The organism is Acinetobacter rudis (genome assembly GCF_031157835.1).
GTDB classification, from domain to species: domain Bacteria; phylum Pseudomonadota; class Gammaproteobacteria; order Pseudomonadales; family Moraxellaceae; genus Acinetobacter; species Acinetobacter rudis_A.
Genome location: NZ_JAVIDR010000002.1, coordinates 164,500 through 186,281 on the forward strand (window position 1 = coordinate 164,500; position 21,782 = coordinate 186,281).

The 21,782-nt window shown below is 37.7% G+C and carries 18 protein-coding genes; 8 read left to right on the forward strand and 10 right to left on the reverse strand.

Annotated features, from left to right (window positions below; all coding sequences use genetic code 11):
- A complete protein-coding gene (locus RFH42_RS02695) occupies positions 1–1,374 on the reverse strand; it encodes a diaminobutyrate--2-oxoglutarate transaminase (protein ID WP_308974011.1) in 1,374 nt (457 codons plus the stop codon).
- 487 nt (positions 1,375–1,861) lie between these two features.
- Here RFH42_RS02695 and RFH42_RS02700 point away from each other — a divergent pair, with 487 nt between their 5' ends.
- The gene (locus tag RFH42_RS02700; protein WP_308974012.1) at positions 1,862–2,566 is read left to right on the forward strand and encodes an SIMPL domain-containing protein; all 705 of its coding nucleotides are present in this window, start codon (positions 1,862–1,864) and stop codon (positions 2,564–2,566) included.
- Positions 2,567–2,637: 71 nt separating this feature from the next.
- Here the strand turns inward: RFH42_RS02700 and RFH42_RS02705 are convergent, their stop codons facing one another.
- Complete coding sequence (locus RFH42_RS02705) at positions 2,638–3,732, reverse strand: fatty acid desaturase family protein (RefSeq protein WP_308974013.1); 1,095 nt, start codon at positions 3,730–3,732, stop codon at positions 2,638–2,640.
- Positions 3,733–3,744: 12 nt separating this feature from the next.
- Positions 3,745–4,806, reverse strand: coding sequence for a flavin reductase family protein (locus tag RFH42_RS02710; RefSeq protein ID WP_308974014.1), 1,062 nt, complete (start codon positions 4,804–4,806; stop codon positions 3,745–3,747).
- 138 nt (positions 4,807–4,944) lie between these two features.
- Between RFH42_RS02710 and fabR the strand changes: the two genes are divergently transcribed.
- Positions 4,945–5,640, forward strand: a complete 696-nt coding sequence (gene fabR / locus RFH42_RS02715; protein WP_308974262.1) for an HTH-type transcriptional repressor FabR — start codon at positions 4,945–4,947, stop codon at positions 5,638–5,640.
- Positions 5,641–5,808: 168 nt separating this feature from the next.
- Positions 5,809–6,828 (forward strand): AI-2E family transporter, encoded by a 1,020-nt coding sequence (locus tag RFH42_RS02720; protein ID WP_308974015.1) that lies wholly within the window; start codon positions 5,809–5,811, stop codon positions 6,826–6,828.
- 84 nt (positions 6,829–6,912) lie between these two features.
- On the opposite strand, the gene rapA is transcribed toward RFH42_RS02720, so the two are convergent.
- Positions 6,913–9,750, reverse strand: a complete 2,838-nt coding sequence (gene rapA, locus RFH42_RS02725) for an RNA polymerase-associated protein RapA (protein ID WP_308974016.1) — start codon at positions 9,748–9,750, stop codon at positions 6,913–6,915.
- 155 nt (positions 9,751–9,905) lie between these two features.
- A complete protein-coding gene (locus tag RFH42_RS02730) occupies positions 9,906–10,502 on the reverse strand; it encodes an RluA family pseudouridine synthase (protein WP_308974263.1) in 597 nt (198 codons plus the stop codon).
- A gap of 398 nt (positions 10,503–10,900) precedes the next feature.
- Between RFH42_RS02730 and RFH42_RS02735 the strand changes: the two genes are divergently transcribed.
- The 4 genes from RFH42_RS02735 to RFH42_RS02750 all read left to right on the forward strand — a co-directional run bounded on the left by RFH42_RS02735 (position 10,901) and on the right by RFH42_RS02750 (position 15,610).
- Complete coding sequence (locus RFH42_RS02735) at positions 10,901–11,803, forward strand: helix-turn-helix domain-containing protein (protein WP_308974017.1); 903 nt, start codon at positions 10,901–10,903, stop codon at positions 11,801–11,803.
- A gap of 105 nt (positions 11,804–11,908) precedes the next feature.
- Positions 11,909–12,910, forward strand: coding sequence for an aldo/keto reductase (locus RFH42_RS02740; RefSeq protein WP_308974018.1), 1,002 nt, complete (start codon positions 11,909–11,911; stop codon positions 12,908–12,910).
- 432 nt (positions 12,911–13,342) lie between these two features.
- Complete coding sequence (locus tag RFH42_RS02745) at positions 13,343–14,776, forward strand: GntP family permease (RefSeq protein ID WP_308974020.1); 1,434 nt, start codon at positions 13,343–13,345, stop codon at positions 14,774–14,776.
- A gap of 48 nt (positions 14,777–14,824) precedes the next feature.
- Positions 14,825–15,610 carry a 3-hydroxybutyrate dehydrogenase gene (locus RFH42_RS02750; RefSeq protein ID WP_308974022.1) on the forward strand — a complete coding sequence of 262 codons (786 nt, stop codon included), beginning with the start codon at positions 14,825–14,827 and terminating at the stop codon, positions 15,608–15,610.
- 71 nt (positions 15,611–15,681) lie between these two features.
- Here RFH42_RS02750 and RFH42_RS02755 read toward each other — a convergent pair whose 3' ends face one another.
- The 4 genes from RFH42_RS02755 to RFH42_RS02770 form a co-directional block, all read right to left on the reverse strand.
- Positions 15,682–16,425 (reverse strand): SDR family oxidoreductase, encoded by a 744-nt coding sequence (locus RFH42_RS02755; RefSeq protein WP_308974023.1) that lies wholly within the window; start codon positions 16,423–16,425, stop codon positions 15,682–15,684.
- Between the two features lie 97 nt (positions 16,426–16,522).
- On the reverse strand, positions 16,523–17,278 hold the full coding sequence (locus tag RFH42_RS02760; protein ID WP_308974024.1) for a histidine phosphatase family protein: 756 nt from the start codon (positions 17,276–17,278) through the stop codon (positions 16,523–16,525).
- Positions 17,275–18,396 (reverse strand): phosphotransferase family protein, encoded by a 1,122-nt coding sequence (locus RFH42_RS02765; protein ID WP_308974025.1) that lies wholly within the window; start codon positions 18,394–18,396, stop codon positions 17,275–17,277. The genes RFH42_RS02760 and RFH42_RS02765 overlap by 4 nt, the downstream gene beginning before the upstream one ends.
- A gap of 107 nt (positions 18,397–18,503) precedes the next feature.
- The gene (locus RFH42_RS02770) at positions 18,504–19,742 is read right to left on the reverse strand and encodes an acyl-CoA dehydrogenase family protein (RefSeq protein WP_308974026.1); all 1,239 of its coding nucleotides are present in this window, start codon (positions 19,740–19,742) and stop codon (positions 18,504–18,506) included.
- A 90-nt stretch (positions 19,743–19,832) separates the two neighbouring features.
- Here RFH42_RS02770 and RFH42_RS02775 point away from each other — a divergent pair, with 90 nt between their 5' ends.
- Positions 19,833–20,762 (forward strand): LysR family transcriptional regulator, encoded by a 930-nt coding sequence (locus RFH42_RS02775; protein ID WP_308974027.1) that lies wholly within the window; start codon positions 19,833–19,835, stop codon positions 20,760–20,762.
- 32 nt (positions 20,763–20,794) lie between these two features.
- Here the strand turns inward: RFH42_RS02775 and RFH42_RS02780 are convergent, their stop codons facing one another.
- Positions 20,795–21,718, reverse strand: coding sequence for a LysR family transcriptional regulator (locus tag RFH42_RS02780; RefSeq protein WP_308974028.1), 924 nt, complete (start codon positions 21,716–21,718; stop codon positions 20,795–20,797).
- Positions 21,719–21,782 lie beyond the last annotated feature (64 nt).

Here is a 21,782-nt window from a genome sequence, read left to right on the forward strand (position 1 = left end):
TTAAGCGCCTCGAACAGCAACTAGAGCTTGTGCTAATGCTTGTTTAAAGCGAGCAATTACTTCAACACACTCTTCTTGATTGATGATCAGTGGGCAAAGTAAACGAATTACTGTGCCATTACGACCACCTTTTTCTAGGAGTAATTTATTGTCAAAGCAAGCGGTTTGAATTGCAGCAGCCAATTGTGAATCTGCAGGGTAAGCACCAATATGGTTTGCCGCCTGACGCTCATCAACAATCTCAACCCCGATCATCAAACCACGACCACGGACATGACCAATACATGGGAATTCAACAGCAAGCTTTTTCAATTCAGCTTGTAGGAAGTCACCACGTTCTTGTGCATTTTGAGCAAGACCTTGTGCTTTAATTGTTTCTAAAGTCGCAAGCCCAGTACCCATAGCCAATTGGTTACCACGGAATGTTCCTGTGTGTCCTGCTGGTTGCCAAGCATCAAACTTACGTTTAATACCCAACACAGCAAGTGGTAAACTACCACCTACAGCTTTAGACATCACCACAACATCAGGTTCAATACCCGCATGTTCAAAAGCAAACATTTTGCCTGAACGAGCAAAGCCTGCTTGGACTTCATCCAAGATCAACATAATATTATGTTTTTCAGTTACTTCGCGGATTTTTTTCAACCATTTTGTTGGAGCAGTAACCACACCACCTTCACCTTGAATTGCTTCAAGTATTACAGCAGCGGGCTTGGTTACACCACTTTCAACATCTTCAATGAATTGTTCAAAATAATAAGTTAATGCATCAACACCTGCTTCACCACCAAGGCCCAAAGGACAACGGTATTCGTGAGGATACGGCATAAATTGCACGCCTGGCATCAGGTTATTGACAGCATTTTTAGCACTCAAATTACCTGTCATTGCTAAAGAGCCATGCGTCATACCGTGGTAACCACCAGAGAAACTGATCACGGTACCACGACCTGTATAGGTTTTAGCAAGTTTAATTGCAGCCTCTGTCGCATCTGCGCCAGATGGGCCACAGAACTGTAAGCAGTATTCTGCTTGACCGCCCGGTAAATAAGACAACAACGCCTCAGTAAAGGCATCTTTCAAAGGTGTTGTTAAATCCAAAGTGTGTAAAGGCAAACCGCTAGCGATTGTGTCTTGAATACTTTGGATGACCGCAGGATGATTATGGCCTAATGCCAATGTTCCCGCCCCAGCTAAACAATCGAGGTACGTTGTACCCTCAACATCGGTAACCCAGCAACCTTGTGCTTTCGCTATCGCTAACGGTAATTTACGTGGATAACTACGAACATTTGATTCCATCTGACTTTGGCGAGTCAAATAATATTCGTTAGTGCAATTGGTGGCAGGATTTACAGAAGTAACGCTCATATCGAATTACCATCTCTGATATGGGTTGATAGAAATAAGTCGGGTGACTTGTGGTCCTTTGACTCGGTGCTTTTTTAACTAGTTTAGTGATGTTTTTAGATAATCCAAACTAGGAGCGCGATAATACAGCTTTTTCCCAAAAAAGAAACATCTAGACCGTTGTTATCACACATTAGACGATTGGAAAAAACACTAATATCGCTTTAATTGTGAATTATCATCATACTATGTGACAAAGAAAAGAAAAACACAGCATACTTAGTGATTCAATATGTTTTTTCTTTACTCTATCTGCATCACAGATGTATAACATAAACAGTTGATATACATATTAAATATTGGGATAAGTTTTCAAATTCACATCATTTGTCTACAAACTTACCACAATACTTTCATAGCATATCATTTTTCAGCACTTAACATTGCTAAAACCATGTAATTAACATTTAACTTAATCAAACCACACACTTATTTTCTGGGGAATTGTATGCGTCAGCTTATCTTAACTAGCCTACTTGCTGCAGGTACATTCAGTAGTATCGCTCATGCTAATAGCAATAATGACATTAACTATAATATTGTCTCAGTCCAAGCAGAAGCTTCACGTGATGTGGTGAATGATGAAATGCTTGCCGTATTATTCATTGAAAAAAGTAACAAACAACCTGCTGTCTTAGCAAATGAAATCAACCAATTAATGAATCAGGCAACACAACTTGCTAAAAAATATCCTCAAGTAAAAATCAAAACAGACAGCCAAAATACCTACCCTGTTTATGATAATGACAACCGTAAACTTAAAGAATGGCGTTCTCGAGCCAATATTCGTTTAGAAAGCAGCGACTTTAAAGCAACGAGTCAATTGATTAGTGAACTACAGCAAAATTTCCAAACAGAATCAATTAACTTCAATGTTTCTGATGCACAGCGTACCAAAGTTGAAAATGAATTAATGGTTGAAGCATCAAAAGGCTTTCAGCAACGTGCACAAACACTTAGTCAGGCGTGGAATAAATCTGGCTACAACTTAGTTAACCTAAATATCAATACACGTAATAGCTATCCACAACCCGTTATGATGCTTGCAAAATCAGCTCGATTTGCTGAGGCAGATGCAGGAGCTCCACAAAATATGGAAGCGGGTGAAAGTAAAATCACCGTTAGTGCAAATGGTAGTATCCAATTTAAATAAGCCTTAAAAGCCAAACAAAAAACCCAAGTTTAAAAAACTTGGGTTTTTTATTTACCTCTTCACGTTACATATTATTTTTTGAATGGAAAAGCATATTTTGCAATACGTCCCAGTACCTGTCCATATTGCTTAAACAAACTAGCATTGTTGTAATTTAAACCAAATTTTTTACACACTGCTTCAACTTTAGGTGCCATTTGACGATAACGACGCGCAGGAATATCTGGAAATAAATGATGTTCGATTTGATGACTCAAGTGCCCTGTCAAAATATGAAATGCCTCTGAACCAGTCAAGTTTGAAGAACCACGAATTTGACGCATATACCAATGACCGCGGCTCTCATCTTTCATTACAGTTTTCGGGAAAACCTCAACATCTTTAGTAAAGTGACCGCAGAAAATGATACTAAATGTCCAAACATTACGAATCCCGTTTGCAGCTAAGTTACCCAAGAATACAGGTGCAGCAGCAGGCCCAGCAATGAGTGGGAAAAACACATAGTCCTTAAACATCTGCTGTGCTGCCTTTTTCTGTACAGGCTTCCAATCTTGATAAAGTTGTTTTTTTGTTTTCTTACCAATCAATAGCTTACCGATTTCTAAATTTTGAATAGCCACTCCCCATTGAAATAATAAACAAAAAGGAATGCTATAAATTGGTTGTAATAAATAACCTGGTTTCCAACGTTGTTCTGGGAAAAGTCGAACTAAACCATATCCGATATCATCATCCATTCCTTTGATATTTGTATAAGTATGATGTTTAAAATTATGCGTTTGGCGCCAGTTATCGGATGTACCTACTGTATCCCACTCATAATCATTGCCATTAAAGCGAGGATCGTTCATCCAATCATATTGGCCATGCATTACATTATGGCCAAGTTCCATATTCTCCATAATTTTAGCAAAACCAAGTAATCCTGTACCAAGTAACCATGCTGGAGGGAACCAACCTGCAAACAAACAAGCACGGCCTAAAATACTGCTATAACGAATAGATGCATATACACGTTTAATATATTTAGCATCTTTCTCCCCAATATCGTCCAACACCTCCTGACGAATAGCATCCAATTCAGCAGCTAATTGATCAAGTTCAGTTTGTGTTAATTCACGATTCTTTGGATTTTTAAAGTATTGTACTTTTACTGGCATATTCATAGTCAAGCTCGCTTATAGATCAATAATTAGGTCAGTTTCAGCTGAATTCACACAAATTTTCAGTGAATTACGTGGTTCATGATTGGTACTTCCATTGACCAAATTTCGACTCGATCCTTGAACTTTTTGGCATACACATTTATTACAAATGCCCATCCGACAACCATGAGTGGGTTTAAGATTTTGTTGCTCTAATCCCACCAAAATAGACTGCCCCTTAGGAATAGTTACGGTGGTATTAGACTTGGTTAAGATCACTTGAACAGTTTCAGTACTGGCATTCATATCAGAATTCAGACTAAATGCTTCACTTTTAAATACTTGGGCAGATTTCAATAACTGCTCAGCAGTATTTACAAATGCTGATGGGCCACAAGCATAAACATGACATTGTTCAAGAAGATCGATGTGCTGTATTTGCTCTTGATTTAAACGTCGGTCAGCTGGCTGCTCTTGTGTATAGTAAATATTGAATTTAAAGTTTGCATGTTGCTGTTGTAATTGTTCTAAGTAGTTTTTAAATGCCGCATCTTCATGTTTTTTTACCCAATAAAACAGCTGAACAGGATAAGATGCACCATCTATAAGCCACTGTGTAATTAAGCTATACATTGGTGTAATGCCACTACCCGCTGCAAATAACAACAAACTTTTCATTTGTCCAGTCAGGCACATATCACCATAGGGTTGACCAAATTCAAGTACATCACCAATATTTATCTTTTCATTTAAATATGTACTTACCAACCCACCCGTCATTTTTTTGACACTCAGCAATACGTGTTGTGCATCCACTTGGGTCAAACTATAGCTACGTTCATAACGAGTCCCAGCAATTTCAATTATTACAGGGTGATGCTGACCTGCTTGACCGAATTTAAAATGTCTATTTACTTTAAGTTTCAGACTTGTCATTGAAGCAACACTTTGATCAATTGCAACAACACGACCCAATGCTTGATCCACTGACCAAATAGCATTAACACGTTGCAACCAAAAGTTTGCCATATCATTATCTAATACGCTGTTTAACAATGATATTTTAGACTTTATTTGACTTATTGATGTATGCATAACTCATGGTCCGAAGCAAAATTTGATTTACTATACACTTGTATATATATTCATATATACAAGTGTTTTGTATCTATTCGTTTCACAAGCTGAATATCCATGGCTATAATAGTGAAGTCGTTTAAATTAGCTTCTTATATGAACCCAAAATCCGTGCAACCCACTGTTCCTGTAACGAAACTTGATAGTAAAAACCTTCAAGAGAAAACTGTTGCTCGTTCTGTAGGACGTAAAGCGACAATTACTAAAGATGAATTATTTCAGGCAGCGCTCAACTTAATTGGCCCACAAAAAAGTATTTCTTCACTAAGTTTGAGAGAAGTAGCACGTGAAGCAGGCATTGCACCGAATAGTTTTTATCGACACTTTAGAGATATTGATGAATTAGCAATTGAACTGATTGATCGCTCTGGCATAGTGCTACGTCAGATATTGCAACAAGCACGTATTCAAGCAAATAAACAAAATAGCATTATCCGTAGTTCTGTTGAGGTGTTTATTCAACAGCTTGATAAAGATGAAGGTAATTTGAGCCTACTATTACGTGAGGGCTACACGGGTTCAACTTCTTATAAACAAGCCGTAGAAAGACAACTCATTTATTTTGAACAAGAACTGAATGAAGATCTTATCCGACTTGAAAGACTCAATCATAGCCAACTTTCACGTTCTGACCTTGTTGCTAAAGCAATTACCCAATTAGTCTTTAATATGGGGGCAAAAGTTATTGATATGCCTCAGCAAACACGCAAAGAAGTAGCGGAACAGACCATGATCATGATCCGCATGCTTTTAGAAGGGGCTCGACATATCGACCAATCTAAAATTTTATAAAATAAAATAGATCCTATCACCGTTTTAAATAAACCAATGTGTAATATTACAAATTGGTTTTTTTAATTTTAACCATCTATAAATATAGCGATTTTTACATATAAACATGTATAGTAGGTGATAACAATTTTTTTGCTCATGTTTTAATTTAGATTTCCTGGGATCAAAATGTCTATTTCTCGTGTTGATCAGTACAGTATTTTTGCCAGTTATTTACTCATGGCAATTTTTTTGATCTTACTCATACCTATGCATTTACTTGCATGCTTTTTTGCAGGTTTTGTCATTTATGAAATCATTGATAGCTTAGGGACCTATCTAGAAAAATATATTGATGGGCAACGTGCACGACTGAGTATTAGCATTATCCTCAGCATTGTTGTAGTTACTTTTCTCTGTTTGGCGATTAGTAGCTTGATGAGTTTTGTCATCCACGACTTACAAGGCCATAATAGAGCAATTATTGGGCAAAAAATGGATCTTGCATTACAAGGCTTGCAGCTAGAAATTGTGCAATATATCCCAAGTTTTATTCCCTATACATTAACTGAAATAAAAGACACTTTTTTTAGCTTATTAAGAGAAAACATATCTACGCTAAAGCATACTGGCACCGAGCTGATGCACAATTTCGCCACCATGATTATTGGTATGGTTGTCGGGATTTTAGTCTCACTCAACCGTTTGCATCACTCTCCATATCAACCAGTTTTTAAACATGCATTAATTCAGCGTATACGTAATTTATCAATCTCATTTAAAAACGTTGTATTTGCACAAGTGAAGATTTCAGCAATTAATACCTTGTTGTTTATGCTGTATGTTCATGCATTTTTACCTATTTTCGATGTACATTTACCTTTCGCCAAAACCCTAACAATTTTAACCTTTATTTTTGGTCTCATCCCAATCATCGGTAATCTAATTACCAATACTTTAATTACACTTGCTGGTCTCACTATTTCAATGGCTGTTGCGGCAATGTCTTTGGGTTACTTAATTTTTATTCACAAACTTGAATACTTTATCAATGCTAAAATTATTGGTGGTAAAATTCATGCAAAATCTTGGGAAGTTTTACTGGCAATGTTGCTCTGCGAATCTATCTTTGGTTTTACAGGTCTGATCGCCGCACCAGTGTTTTATGCTTATATTAAACTAGAGCTAAAAGAAGCAAAATTAATCTAATACAGCTTAAGTTAAATCTAGACTTAAACATTAAAAATGCCTGAACTTGTAATCAAGTCAGGCATTTTTAATGCTAACAAACAATTATGGTTTAACAACCACAATAACGCGAATTGCTTCTGGAGTTACGGCTAAACCATCAAGTAGCTCAAGACCTTCTTTCTGTAGTTTTTCCAAACCTTGAATCTCAGCTTGGCGAATACTTGGATTGAATTGTTTTAAGTAACTCAAACGATCAATCTCATACTGCCACTTCTTCGCAAAGAAAGTTTTTGCTTGTTGCTTCATTTCAGGTAGAGCTGTACGAGCAATTTCAAGTGATTGTGCATAACGCTGCTCAATAATTTCTCGTCGTGCTTTGACAACCTGACGACCACTATTGCCATCTAAATGATGTAAATAAGGCTTAATAATTTCTGGATCAATTTTTGCAGAAAGATCTTGCCCATTTTCGCTAAGTAGTACACGAATCAATTGAGTAGGTAAACTCTCTGGTAAATTTAACGCCTTCGGTGCAACAACATCTACTTTAAACCAAACTTCAATTAACATTGTTCCTGGTTTCAAGGCATTGGTTTTTAACAAAGCAACATTGGTACTACCGAAAGATTGTGTTTGAATCATTTCAATCACACTTTCAGTAAATGGATGCTCTAATGTTAAATACTGTGCATCTTCACGAATTAATGCTTGATCACGGTAGAAAGTAACAGTCATACCTTCTTCATCAATTTCAAGACCTTGAACTTGCATCTGATCTGTAGGTTTAATGATTACTGTACCATTACTTTGCTCATCAAAATCGATATTGGTTGAAGCCATAAATCGCTTCATGAACATAGGTAAATGACTGTTGTCATCATAGTCTTCAAGTGCAGTTACGATCTTGTCTGCAACAACAGGGCGACATGAATTGTATTCAAGTAAACGATCACGCCCTTCTTGTAATTCTGTCTCAAGTGCTTCACGTTGTACTACAACAGCTTGCAACAAATCCTCAAATTGTTGACCTAAATCAGCCAACAGACAGTCTTTTAGCTCAACAATAAAGTTTTCTTGTAATGTCTGAGCTGTAGGAGAAATATTACTAAAAATGTTGAGTGCTTCATTATACCAACGGAACATACGCTCTTGTGCAGTTCCGATAAGATATGGCACATGAATTTGAATACGATTTTCCTGACCAATACGATCAAGACGCCCAATACGTTGCTCAAGCACATCTGGGTTTGCAGGCAAATCAAATAAAATTAAGTCAGAAGCAAATTGGAAATTACGTCCTTCTGAACCAATCTCTGAACACAATAATATCTGTGCACCATAAGAGTCTTCTGCAAAATATGCCGCAGCTTGGTCGCGTTCAAGAAGGCTCATACCCTCATGGAACATTGCTGTACGTATACCAGCATGCAAACGCAAAGCATTTTCTAAAGCTTCAACAACTGGTCCACTACGCGCAATCAATAAAACTTTCTTATGTTTTAAGTCCTTACGTAGTGCTTCCATCAGCCAAGTGACGCGTGGATCATACTCCATCCAAGCCCCATCAAGCTGCGCTTCTTCTGGCCACATTTGCTCACGTAATTTGCCATCCATAGACCATTGTTCTGGTGCAGGAAGTGCAACAGGTTGACAATCACGGCCTGGGAAGCCCTGAATCGCTTCACGAGTATTACGGAATAAAATTCGCCCAGTACCATGACGGTCTAATAATTCATGAATCGCACGGTAACGTTGCTCAGGTTCATCTTGAATTACATGACCTAATAATTGTTCAATTGTAGCTAAGTGTTCAGCCGACAAAGCTTCATCAGACATCAAAACTTCTGCAATTTTTGCAGTATGTTGATACTGTTGTTCCTCATCTAGAAACACATCTAAACTACTAAAGCGCTGTGGATCAAGTAATCGTAAACGGGCGAAATGACTCTCTACACCAAGTTGCTCAGGTGTCGCTGTTAATAGCAATACACCTGGAATTTTTTCTGCTAATTCTTCAACCAAGTCATAACGATCATTTGCCCCTTCTTCTTCACTCCACATTAAGTGATGTGCTTCATCCACGACTAAAACGTCAAAACCCGCTTCAATAGCTTGTTCACGTAAATCATCATGGTCAATCATTAAGTCAACACTGGCAATAATACATTGCTCAGTGAGGAATGGATTAAGCTCAGGATCATGCTCTTTGATTGAGGCTGTACGTGTTAAATCAAAAATTGAGAACTTCAAATTGAAACGACGACGCATTTCAATCATCCATTGGTACTGAAGTGAATCAGGAACTAAGACTAAAATACGTTCAGCCCGACCTGTCTTTAATTGTTGGTGGATAATTAAACCAGCTTCAATGGTTTTCCCTAGACCAACCTCATCAGCAAGCAAAACACGAGGTGCAAAACGCTTGCCAACCTCATGTGCAATATAAAGTTGATGTGGAATTAGACCAACTCGTGATCCAATCAAACCACGCAATGGACTACTTTGCATATTGGCTTGCATTTGCAATGCCTCAATACGTAAGTCATACCATTCTTTATAATCAATTTGACTTGCCAAAATACGCTCTAACGGCTTTGACAATTGGATTTGAGCACCAATGCGTGTTTCATTCAACGCTTTTTGGATTTTTTCGCCACTCTCGTTAGTTCTAACTACGTTATAGCGAATGACACCTCTAACATCATCAAGAGATTCGACTAACCAAACATGACCTTCTTGATCATATATTTCATCATTAACATTGAACACAATTCGTGACAATGGTGCAGTGTTACGTGCGTAAACTCTAGTCTCATCACTTTTAGGGAATAAGATACTGATCGATCGCTCATCAACATCAATAAGTACACCTAAGCCGAGCTCTGTTTCCGTGTCTGATAACCAACGTTGACCAATAGCAAATTGATGCAATTTTTCCACCTTTAATTCTTTAAATAAGGACAATCAAATAACCCAACTTGAAAAATCTATTGATCCAGCCAAAATGAGCAATCTAAGTGTCTTGCAACGATGTATTTTGACATAAAGCACATAGAATAGTCAGTATATTCGATGAGTGTTTAGACTTTTTTAACTTAAAATGGGACTTCACATAGGAATTGAAGTCGTTGTCCCGTAGTGGGATGATAAAAACTCAGTTCTTGTGCGTGTAAACACAATCTTGGCATGAGCTGTTGCTGTGCAGGAGTTGCGTACAAAGTATCTCCAATGATTGGATGCCCTAAATACTGCATATGTACACGCAGTTGATGTGAACGCCCTGTAATTGGAGTCAAAATAACTCGAGTTACATGCTCACCATTTAATTGAAAATGTTCTACAGCACGCCATTGAGTCAATGCTGGTTTCTTTTCGTTCGGGTCGACTTGATGCAAAGGAGGACGACTTGGATCGTAAACCACTGGAATATCTATCGTACCTTCACCATTTAAACGACCTGCAACTAAAGCTTGGTATTGTTTATCAGTTTCACGTTCTTGAAATTGACGGGAAATACTTTTTTGCGCCTCTTTATTGAGTGCAAAAACCAAAAGCCCTGAAGTGTCTCGATCTAAACGATGGATTAACAAAGTCCGCGCTTCATGCTCAAGTAAACGATTGATTAAACAATCTTGTAAATCTGGTGTTTTCCCAGGCACAGTCAATAGACCAGCAGGTTTATGAATCAGCATAAAGGCTTCATCACGATGGATAAGATGATCTGTGAGGAAATTATTCAAGACTTGATTCCAAGTAACATAGACTTTGGGCGAGCAATAATAAAAAGCTTGTGACTAAAATTCAATGAAAAATTGATAAGTTTATTGTAGAACTTACTGATTATTGCCCAATTATACTGGCTTAATATTTAATTCATTGGGCAGTCACGCTTTCATATGTTGTATCTTAATAACCTGACCAAAATTTTTATTACTATAAAAGATAACTTGATTACAACGGTGTGGTTTTGGATTTTTTTTAAACTTTAAAATGCTGCTGTAACCATAATGAGTGCAGCACAGCAGAGAGAATGTTTGAGATTTATCGTAATAACTAAATATAAGTCAATATAAATCAGTATAGGCGAGCTATGGAAACCATACATGACTTTTATCAACGCTTTGCTTTAACTAAAAATACTGCTGATCCTACTTCAGCTCACTTGTTTGACCATTTTAATGTTTTCCAACGTGATGCTTGTTCATTTCTAACACCGTATAGCCGACGTGACTATTATAAAATTTCATTGATTATTGGTACTGGGCAGCTGCATTATGCAAACCGTTGGATTAGGATTGATCGACCTGCATTATTATTTTCAAACCCAATCGTTCCCTATGCCTGGGAAATGGATTCACCTCAACAGGCCGGTTGGTTTTGCTTATTTACCGAAGAATTTATACGTCAAGAATCTCGCCAGGTTATCTTAAAAAAATCCCCTCTTTTTAAAGTGAATGGCGATCCTTTATATTTTTTAGATCAACAGCAGCTTGATGAAATAACATTTATTTTTGAAAAAATGATGCTAGAAAAAGATTCTGATTATGTCTATAAATATGATGTGTTCAGAAACTATTTACATCTACTGTTACATCAAGCCTTAAAAATACGACCTACACAACAGTTTGAGCAACAGCGTAATGCAGCGGTGCGTATCACCCATTTATTTTTTGAGTTATTAGAGCGGCAGTTTCCCATCGACTCACCCCACTTTCAACTCAAAATGAAAAGTGCAACTGACTATGCTTATGGCCTCTCGGTGCATGTTAATCATCTCAACAAAGTGGTCAAAGCATCTACAGGAAAAACCACCTCAGCACATATTGCTTCAAGAATTACCCAAGAAGCGATTAGTTTGTTGCAGCATACTCATTGGAATATTTCAGAAATTGCCTACAGCTTAGGCTTTGAGTATTCAGCATATTTCACTAAATTCTTTAAAAAAAATGTTGGTGTCTCACCGAAAAAATACCGTGAAAGCTTGATCAACTGACATTACATGATTTGAATTTTATAAATATCGCTTTGAATCATATACGTCAAAGTCCTGAGCGTTATTTTATAGTTGTACTCTAGATCGTTTTACGAGAGCACTATAATGAAATATAAATTATTAGGACAAACAGGTGAAAAATTATCAGCACTCGGTTTGGGTTGTATGGGAATGAGTTTTGCCTATGGCGCATCAAATGATAAACAGAGCTTAGTAACTTTGGAAAAGGCTTTGGACTTAGGCATTAACTTTTGGGACACTGCCGATATGTATGGCAATGGTAAAAATGAACAGTTACTTGCACAAGTTTTAAAAAATAAACGTGATCAGGTATTTTTAGCCACCAAATTTGGTTTTAGAGCTAAAGATGAAAATCAGCATACCAGCAGTTCACTCGATTGTTATATTGATGCTTCTCCAGCATGGATTAAGGTCGCAGTTGAAAACAGCTTAAAACGCCTCAATACCGATGTGATTGACCTCTATTATGCGCATCGTATTGATCCGAATATCCCGATTGAAGAAACAGTTGGTGCCATGTCTGATTTGGTTAAACAAGGCAAAGTGAGATATCTCGGTTTGAGTGAAGCCAGTGCAGATACAATTCGTAAAGCACATGCGATACATCCTATTGCCGCAGTTCAACACGAATATTCACTGTTAACACGAGAAGTAGAACAAACACATCTACAGACCATTCGTGAATTAGGCATCAGTCTCATCGCATATGCACCATTATCGAGAGGATTAATCACCAATACATTAACCGTAGATCAGCTAGATGCCGATGATTTTCGTAGACAGTTACCCCGTTATCAGGGCAATCATTTACAGAATAATCAATCCTTGGCTCAGGCATTTAGTGATTTTGCTGTCAGTAAAAATGTCACTGCTGCTCAGCTTGCTTTAGCGTGGATATTAGCGCAGGGCAAAGATATTATCCCAATCCCAGGGACACGACATATTGATCGACTAACTGAAAATGCTGAAGCAATTCAGCTTAGTTTAACTACAGATGATTTGCTCAATATTGATAAAATTATTCAACAGTTTCCGCATACAGGTGAACGATATAACCCTGAGCAATTTGCCGCAGTAAATCATTAAGGGAATCCTGTTTGATCATCTCTATTTTTTAATTCAAATCAATCTCCCTGACTCGCTCAGGGTTTTTACTTTTGCTGCTCTCCCAATACCAATAAAAACCCCAAGAGTTGTTTAATATACCACCATATTAATGAGTTAAATTTATAAATTAATATATTTGCCAAAATAATAAGAAGAAAAACACAGCAAAAAATAAGCATATACTACTGTTTTATAACAAAAAAAATAAAATAATAATTTTGATTTTCTGCATATTGAATAAAAAATTAATAATGTTATTTTAAAAAAATAAAAACCAAAATCACTTTATGTCATGCAATCGGCATAAAAACAATCATCCTTCACATGTACATACCAATAATCATCTCAAGGATTTTATAAAGTGTTTTTGGTTCCACACAATTAGTATTCTTTAGAATGGAGTAAAAGAATATGTGGGATTTATTTGTCATTCTCATGTCATTAGGATTACTGATGTATACCGCATATCGCGGCTATTCAGTTATCCTTATGGCACCCATTTGTGCTTTGCTTGCTGTCTTTTTAATAAATCCCGGCAATGTCCTACCCTTTTACTCAGGCGTATTTATGCCTAAAATGGTTAACTTTATAAAAGACTACTTTCTGGTATTTTTACTGGGTGCCATTTTCGGAAAAGTAATTGAAATGTCTGGCATTGCTCAATCCATTGCCAAAACCATTGTCAGTTTAATTGGGGCTAAAAAGGCAATATTCACTGTTGTTATTCTAGGTGCAATTTTAACCTATAGTGGCGTCAGTTTATTTGTTGCAGTATTTGCAATATATCCTTTTGCCAATCAGCTTTTCCAACAGGCCAATATTCCTAAACGTTTAATTCCTGGTACGATTGCTTTAGGTGCTTTTACTTTTACCATGGATGCTTTACCAGGCACACCACAGATTCAAAACGTTATTCCAACGACATTCTTTGGCACGAATATTTATGCGGCACCACTATTGGGTTTTATTGGTGCAATCTTCGTATTATCAATGGGCATGCTTTATCTTGAATCACGTCGTCGTTCTGCTGCTCATGCAGGTGAAGGTTATGCTGGTTTTGCACATGAGCAAATAAATGATACAACCACAACAACCTCTGAAGTACCTCATATAATCAATCAAGATAATGGTACAGTGCTTCGACAAGCCCTTGCCTTTGCACCATTAATTCTTGTTGCTGTGATGAATAAATATCTATCTACAGCCATAAAAACTTGGTATCCAAATGGTTTTGATTTTAATGCAATCGGTCTAGCTAATTATACCGTTGATGTTGCTAAAACTGGGGCGATTTGGGCTGTGGGTATAGCCCTTATTGTGGGTATTCTCAGTGCAATTTTATTTGACTATGAACGAGTCATTCATAACTTTAAAGATGGTGTAAATAGCAGCATTAGTGGTTCTTTACTCGCAGTTATGAATACTGCGTCTGAATATGGCTTTGGCGCTATTATTGCAGCCCTTCCTGGTTTTGCATTAATCAGTCATGCACTTGGTAATACATTTACCAACCCACTGGTGAATGGCGCAGTAACGACCACAGCACTTGCTGGAATTACAGGTTCTGCTTCAGGGGGGATGAGTATTGCTTTAAGTGCGATGGCAGAAACATATAATGCTGCTATTTTAGCAGCAGGTATTCCACCTGAAGTCATGCACCGTGTTGTTGCTATGGCCTCTGGTGGTATGGATACACTTCCACATAATGGCGCTGTCATTACTTTATTAGCAGTGACAGGTTTAACCCATAAACAGTCTTATAAAGATATTTTTGCCGTAACAGTGATAAAAACACTTGCAGTATTTGTTGTGATTGCAGCATTTACATGGTTTGGCATCGTTTAATTCATCCATTCAACATAAGCAATTGCTTATATAAAGGAAATATCTAACATGACTCAACTCCTAGCTGATAAAGTCGCCTTTATTACTGGCTCTGCCAGTGGTATTGGTTTAGAGATAGCACATAAATTTGCTCTAGAAGGTGCAAAAGTAGTCATCTCTGATATGAATGCTGAAAAATGTGATCAGGCTGTAGCTCAATTACAAGCCCAAGGTTTTGATGTGCTTTCTGCACCTTGTGATGTTACTGATGAACAAGCCTATCAACAGGCCATTGCACAGACTCAACAACACTTTGGCCGTCTAGATATTTTAATTAATAATGCTGGCTTTCAACACGTTGCTACAATTGAAGATTTTCCAACAGCAGTTTATCAAAAACTGATTCAAGTCATGTTAACAGGCTCTTTCATTGGAATAAAACACGCATTTCCAATCATGAAAGCACAGCAATATGGCCGTATCATCAACATGGCTTCTATTAATGGTTTAATTGGTTTTGCAGGTAAAGCTGGTTATAACAGCGCTAAGCATGGTGTCATTGGTTTAACCAAAGTCGCTGCACTAGAATGTGCACGTGATGGTATTACAGTCAATGCATTATGTCCTGGTTATGTGGATACGCCACTAGTACGTGGACAAATTGCCGATTTAGCAAAAACTCGTAATGTGAGTCTTGAAAGTGCTTTGGAAGATGTAATTTTGGCCATGGTGCCACAAAAACGATTATTAACTGTTGAAGAAATTGCTGACTATGCTGTATTCCTCGCTAGCCATAAAGCTGCAGGAGTGACAGGACAAGCAGTGGTTATGGATGGTGGTTATACGATTCAATAATCGATCCTAACACTAAAACAGCCATGCTCGTATTATAGAACATGGCTGTTTTTTATAGATAAGACAATGAGTTAACCCAGCTTATTTACAATACTTAATGGTAGTATTTTCATCGCCAAACCTAACGGTTGCCATGGCCATTGAGGTACATAAGCCTTTACTGGTTGTTTCTCAATCGCTTTGACTAGCAAGCGTGCTCCCGTCTGTTCATCAATTTCAAAAGGCAGTTTTTTTGCGCCTTCATTAAGTTCAGTACGAATATAACCAGGAAAGATGGTAGATACTTTAATTGGTGTATTCATCAATTCAGCACGAATACCTTCAGCCAAATGTGCTACTGCTGCTTTACTTGCTGCATAAGTAGACAGATGCTTAGGTAACCCCCGCATTGCACTCATTGATGAAATCATAACGAGATGGCCGTGATTCTGCGCCCGAAAAATCTCAACAGCTGCCTCACACTGCGCCAATGCAGAAATAAAGTTTGTTTCCGCAGTTGCTCGGTTAATTTCAAAATACCCCTTACCAATGCGCCGCCCATCACCTATACCAGCATTAATAATAATACGATCAATAGTGCCACATTGTTGCTGAAAGGATTTAAACACCTTAAATACTTGATCATAATCAGTGACATCTAGAACTTCAGTCACCACTTTAATCCCAAAATCCGCTTCTAATTGCTGTTTAAGCTGTTCTAAACGCTCTAAACGTCGTGCACAAATCGCGAGATTATATCCTAATCGTGCAAACTCACGAGCCATGCCTGCACCAAGCCCTGAACTTGCACCTGTAATTAAAATTGTTTTTGTCATCATGTGATCCTTGTGTTAATAAGGCTATTTTTCAATACGCTTAAATTGATCTTTGACTTAATTCTCATGGCATTCAATCTCATCAATGTATTATGAATCATACCCAGGTCAATAAAGCCTGCTCTGATATGATTTGATCTTGCTCAGTTTGACCTATCCAATACTTCCTGGCTCTTAAATAATAATGTTCATTTATGCTTAATACATGAGCTTCACGCCACGAGGCTGCTGAAACAGGTAAATGTATAGTGCTGATACTGACATTGGTTAATGCAGTATTTAGCTGCAAAGTCTTAGCTGGACTCAGGGCTAATATTTTCCCTAATACTGTCGAAATTACGCCGCCAGAACTAAAAACGACAACGTGATGACATTGCTGTTGTCGTATCACGGTAAATAATTCACCCAACGCTTTTTCGATTCGCTGTGAAAAACCATTCCAAGACTCGGTATACAATGAATCATCTTGACTAGACATCCAATGTTGCATTGCTGTATTCAACAAAGTCATGAGCGGCTTAGGGGTTGTTTTACTTTGTTCCAATGCCTGTTGCAGCTGCTCAGTCAACCCCAATGACACTGTGTATTGCTTCAAAATATCACGATGATCAAACTCATTCCAATCAGTACTACTTTGTAACTGGTAGTCAGAAGTATGTGTTTGCAATGCCAATTCTGCAGTACGCAAATGTCGTTGCATTGTCCCTGTCACGATATAAGGTTGCTGCTCAAATAACGTTGTTAAATATTGGCCTAACACTTTGGCTTGAAGTTGCCCTAATGCAGAAAGCTGGTCATAATTGGCTTGCCCCAAACTTGCTTGAGCATGGCGAACCAAGTAAATCGTGGTCATTTTGCTAATATTTCCTCAAGTTGAGGCTGATATTGTGCAATCAAAAGTTGAGCATCTTTTTCATACCCTATTAGAAGTTGTAAAGCACGAATATGTAAAGCATGGATCATGATCCAGAAATCTTTAAATGCTGGATTTTGCGTTTGTTTATGGTAATAACGATAATAAATTTGCTGTGCAATTGCCGCTAAACGGAATACTCCAAATACCTCATAAAAGACCCAGTTCTTCGGTTTTAATCCTGTTTTTTTCAAATAATAATCTACAACTTGTTTACGAGTCAGCATTCCTTTTAAATGTGTTGGTTGACGCCTTGTTGCTTTAAATAAAGCATTATCAGTATCTTCAACCCAGTAAGCCAAGGCCGACCCCAAATCCATCAAGGGATCTCCAATCGTAGCCATTTCCCAATCCAATACGCCAATCACTTGTGTCGGCTCCGCTGGATTTAAAATCACATTATCAAAACGCCAATCATTATGAATGACACAACTGGTCGAATCTTCTGGGATGTTCTTTAACAACCATGCACGTACCCATTCAAATGTAGGAACATTATCTGTATATGCCTTAGCATAGCGCTGATCCCAACCTTCTACCTGACGGCGGCAGTAACCCTCTCCCTTACCAAGTTGTTCAAGTGCTGTACCTTGATAAGGAACTTGATGTAATTCAATAAGTTTATCTATAACATTCAGACACAAACGCTCAATATCAGATTCACTCAGTTGTAATTGCGCTGGCATATTTGCACGAGGAATAATTCCCTCTATGCGCTGCATGACATAAAAGTCACAACCAATCACAGCAGGGTCCTGACATAGCGCGAGCATTTTTGGTATGACAGGATAAAAAGCAGCAAGATGACTTTGTACTTCAAATTCACGTTGCATATCATGTGCTGATTTAGCTTTTGTTCCCTGAGGGGGACGACGTAAAATTAAGTCGGTGTTGTCATACTTTAAACGATAAGTCCAATTTGAAGCCCCACCAGAATATTGAGTGAGCTCAACATCTCCAATCAACTCAATACCCTGCAACTTTAACCACTGTTGTACTGCTTGAATATCTAAGGCTTCACCCGTCTTAACTTGTCCACCAACATCAATCACTGACATATTCATTATCCTTAAATCGTTGTGTTATTAGCGAATGCATCATCAATTTTCGGTTATTTAAGCTCAATGAATTACATTGCTTAACCACCAATTGAAACATGATGGCTTCATTTTGATTTAACACGGTAACCGCGTTTTTTTAGTTCAAGTTTCGCGATCATTGCCTTATGAACTTCATCTGGACCATCTGCCAATCGTAGTGAACGCGCTTGTGCAAAAAAGCCCGTTAACATGCTGTCGTGTGATACGCCTGCCCCACCAAAAATTTGAATTGCCATATCTACAACCTGTTGAAGAACACTTGGTGCCACAACTTTAATTGCAGAAATTTCAGTTAAAGCTGCCATATTGCCTAAACGATCCATCTTATTCGCAGCATATAAAGTTAATAATCGAGCTTGATCAATTGCAACACGTGCTTCTGCCACACGTTCTAAATTACCACCAAGCTTTAATATTTCTGTACCAAAAGCATGACGCTGCATACCACGATCAATCATTAACTCTAAGGATTTTTCTGCAGCACCAATACAACGCATACAATGATGAATACGACCCGGCCCTAAACGCCCCTGTGCAATTTCAAATCCTTGTCCAGCACCGCCAATAAAATTCTGTACTGGAACACGCACATTTTCAAAACTAACTTCACCATGACCATGTGGCGCATCATAATCACCAAATACAGGTAACATCCGTTCAATTGTTACACCCGGACTATCAAGTGGAACCAAAACCATGGAATGTTGATGATGACGATCTTTATTTTCATCAGGTGTATGTGCCATAAAAATCGCAATTTTTGCATTTGGATCACCCAAACCAGATGACCACCACTTTCGACCATTTAGTACAATCTCATCGCCATCAATAATCGCAGTAGCCTGCATATTTGTCGCATCACTAGATGCAACAGCAGGTTCTGTCATACAAAATACTGAACGAATCTTTCCTTCTAACAATGGAACTAACCATTGCTGTTTCTGCTGTTCAGAACCATAACGCCAAAGTACTTCCATATTGCCACTATCTGGCGCATTACAGTTAAAAACGGTTGGTGCAATCAAACTGCGCCCAGAGATTTCTGCGATATGGGCATATTCTTGTACTGTTAAGCCTTGCCCTAATACAGGATCAGGTAAAAACATATTCCAAAGACCAGCAGCCTTAGCTTTATCTTTTAATTGCTCAAGTAGTGCTGGCCATTGCCATGTCGTCCAATCTCCTCCGACATTGAGTTCACGAACTTGTTGCCAAAAATAAGCTTCTATCGGCTCTATTTCTTGTTCTATAAAAGTTTGGCTACGCTGAATAAAATCTTGTGCGCGTGGAGATAATTCAAACATAAGCAATGTCTCAACAGTCAAATGAAGTGCTGGCTATCAACATAACTTAAAATATATTATGAATTAAATGATTTAATACCATACAAGACTATGCATAATATTCATAATATAGACACTCCTATGCAAACCTTAGATTTAGGCCAGTTTCACGGCATTGATATTAATTTATATCCATTATTTATTGCTATTTTTGAACAACAAAGTATTTCTAAGGCGGCACACTTACTTTGTATTAGCCAGTCTGCTGCGAGCCATGCCTTACAACGTTTAAGAAGTCATTTAAAAGATGAGTTATTTTTACGCAGCGGCCACAAAATGCGCCCTACAGCTTTATCAGAACAAGTTTATCCAAGTATTAAAATAGCTTTGCTTCAAATTCAATCCATTAGTTTTCCGCAAAAACAATTTACATCCAATATGCTACACAACCTGAAAATTGCAGTTCATGATGAAGTTGAACCTGTTATTTTTCCTAGAATCGTTGAACACTTTCAACAACTCAATAATCAAGTTCAATTTGCCAGTATTAAATTGAATCGCAAAAATGTTCTAGCAGAACTCAATGCACAGCAAATCGATTTCTTTATAGATGTTGAACACAATTTTAGTGAAAAAATTGCGTCACAAACCTTGGTACAAGACCAATTTGTTGTATGTAGTCAACAAGCATTCATGGACAAGGATCACTATTTACAGCTACAACATATCGGTGTTTCATCACGGCGTAGTGGCATACTTATCGAAGATATCTATCTTAAACATGAGCACTCATCTAGACAGATTTTTTTAAGATGTCAGCACTATTCCACTGCACTGCAAATTTTGGCACAACAACCTGATGCTGTTTTAACCCTACCCAAACATGTTTTAGTCCATTTAAAAATTGCAGATAATATTAATATCTTTGATGCACCTTTTGATTTTCCCGCAATGAACCTCAATTTATTTTGGCTAAAAAGTCTCGATGATAATCCTCGCATTTCATATTTAAAACAGCAAATCACAGCATTATTTGCTTAGGCTATTTACTATCATCTTCTAATGTACCCTTTTCAATCACATTGCCAATAAGTCGGTGTACCATACTTTTTAACAAAGAAATCAATCATGACTCGTATTTTAGTGGGCATTGTCTTCATATGTGGATAGATCACAGAAATAGACTGCTGAGTATTATAAATAGAGCCCTGAAATTCAGTTAATAGGGGCATAAGAGTTTGTTGTTGTATTTGTTGGTGTACCAGCCAATCTGGAAATAATACCAGTCCCATACCCTGCTCCGCAGCAATCATTAATGCAGCAGCATTATTAGAAGTGAAGGTGGTCTGAATTGGGACCTCTTGTAATTGATCATCTGTTTTAAAACGCCAAATATTTGGCCCATAAACGCCCTGATAGACCAAGCATTGATGATGTATTAAATCTTGAGGATGGTAAAGTTTGTGGCTTTTATTTAGATATCTTGGGCTTGCTAATAAGTAATATTTCACTTGATGCAGCACCCTGGCATGAAAATTTGAATCTGGCAAAGCATCAATTCGAAAAATCAAATCACTCGAGGTCTTATAGGGATCTATATATTCATCGGTTAGTGTCAAATCAATCACTACTTTTGGATAAAGCTCATTAAACTCAGCTAACCAAGGCGCAATATGTAGTTGTCCAAATAATACTGGGGCATTTAATCGTACACGACCACGAATTTCACTCTGCTGCTCACCAATGTGTTCAAATACTTCTGTTAAATTTTGATGAATATTACGGGCATACTCAATTAATATTTCCGCATTTTCTGTTGCAATGACGGATCGAGTATTCCGATAAAATAGTTGGCAGCCTAAACTTTGTTCTAATTGTGATATCACTCTAGAAATACTTGAAGGCACAACATTTTGTTGCCTAGCAACATGTGAAAAACTTTTATATTCATACACCAAAGTAAAGATAAATAAAGCATGAGCATTGATATTCTTCAATTCATCCATTTGTGCAAATTTCGCAAAAGTCTTTCGTCATCTTAGCGCGTTTTCCCTAAAATGC

Bases quoted from the DNA above. Each gene is read 5' to 3' on its own strand.
- RFH42_RS02695 (WP_308974011.1), bottom strand. From the start codon at position 1,374: ATGAGCGTTACTTCTGTAAATCCTGCCACCAATTGCACTAACGAATAT.
- RFH42_RS02700 (WP_308974012.1), top strand. From the start codon at position 1,862: ATGCGTCAGCTTATCTTAACTAGCCTACTTGCTGCAGGTACATTCAGT.
- RFH42_RS02705 (WP_308974013.1), bottom strand. From the start codon at position 3,732: ATGAATATGCCAGTAAAAGTACAATACTTTAAAAATCCAAAGAATCGT.
- RFH42_RS02710 (WP_308974014.1), bottom strand. From the start codon at position 4,806: ATGCATACATCAATAAGTCAAATAAAGTCTAAAATATCATTGTTAAAC.
- fabR (WP_308974262.1), top strand. From the start codon at position 4,945: ATGAACCCAAAATCCGTGCAACCCACTGTTCCTGTAACGAAACTTGAT.
- RFH42_RS02720 (WP_308974015.1), top strand. From the start codon at position 5,809: ATGTCTATTTCTCGTGTTGATCAGTACAGTATTTTTGCCAGTTATTTA.
- RFH42_RS02730 (WP_308974263.1), bottom strand. From the start codon at position 10,502: ATGCTGATTCATAAACCTGCTGGTCTATTGACTGTGCCTGGGAAAACA.
- RFH42_RS02735 (WP_308974017.1), top strand. From the start codon at position 10,901: ATGGAAACCATACATGACTTTTATCAACGCTTTGCTTTAACTAAAAAT.
- RFH42_RS02740 (WP_308974018.1), top strand. From the start codon at position 11,909: ATGAAATATAAATTATTAGGACAAACAGGTGAAAAATTATCAGCACTC.
- RFH42_RS02745 (WP_308974020.1), top strand. From the start codon at position 13,343: ATGTGGGATTTATTTGTCATTCTCATGTCATTAGGATTACTGATGTAT.
- RFH42_RS02750 (WP_308974022.1), top strand. From the start codon at position 14,825: ATGACTCAACTCCTAGCTGATAAAGTCGCCTTTATTACTGGCTCTGCC.
- RFH42_RS02755 (WP_308974023.1), bottom strand. From the start codon at position 16,425: ATGACAAAAACAATTTTAATTACAGGTGCAAGTTCAGGGCTTGGTGCA.
- RFH42_RS02760 (WP_308974024.1), bottom strand. From the start codon at position 17,278: ATGACCACGATTTACTTGGTTCGCCATGCTCAAGCAAGTTTGGGGCAA.
- RFH42_RS02765 (WP_308974025.1), bottom strand. From the start codon at position 18,396: ATGTCAGTGATTGATGTTGGTGGACAAGTTAAGACGGGTGAAGCCTTA.
- RFH42_RS02770 (WP_308974026.1), bottom strand. From the start codon at position 19,742: ATGTTTGAATTATCTCCACGCGCACAAGATTTTATTCAGCGTAGCCAA.
- RFH42_RS02775 (WP_308974027.1), top strand. From the start codon at position 19,833: ATGCATAATATTCATAATATAGACACTCCTATGCAAACCTTAGATTTA.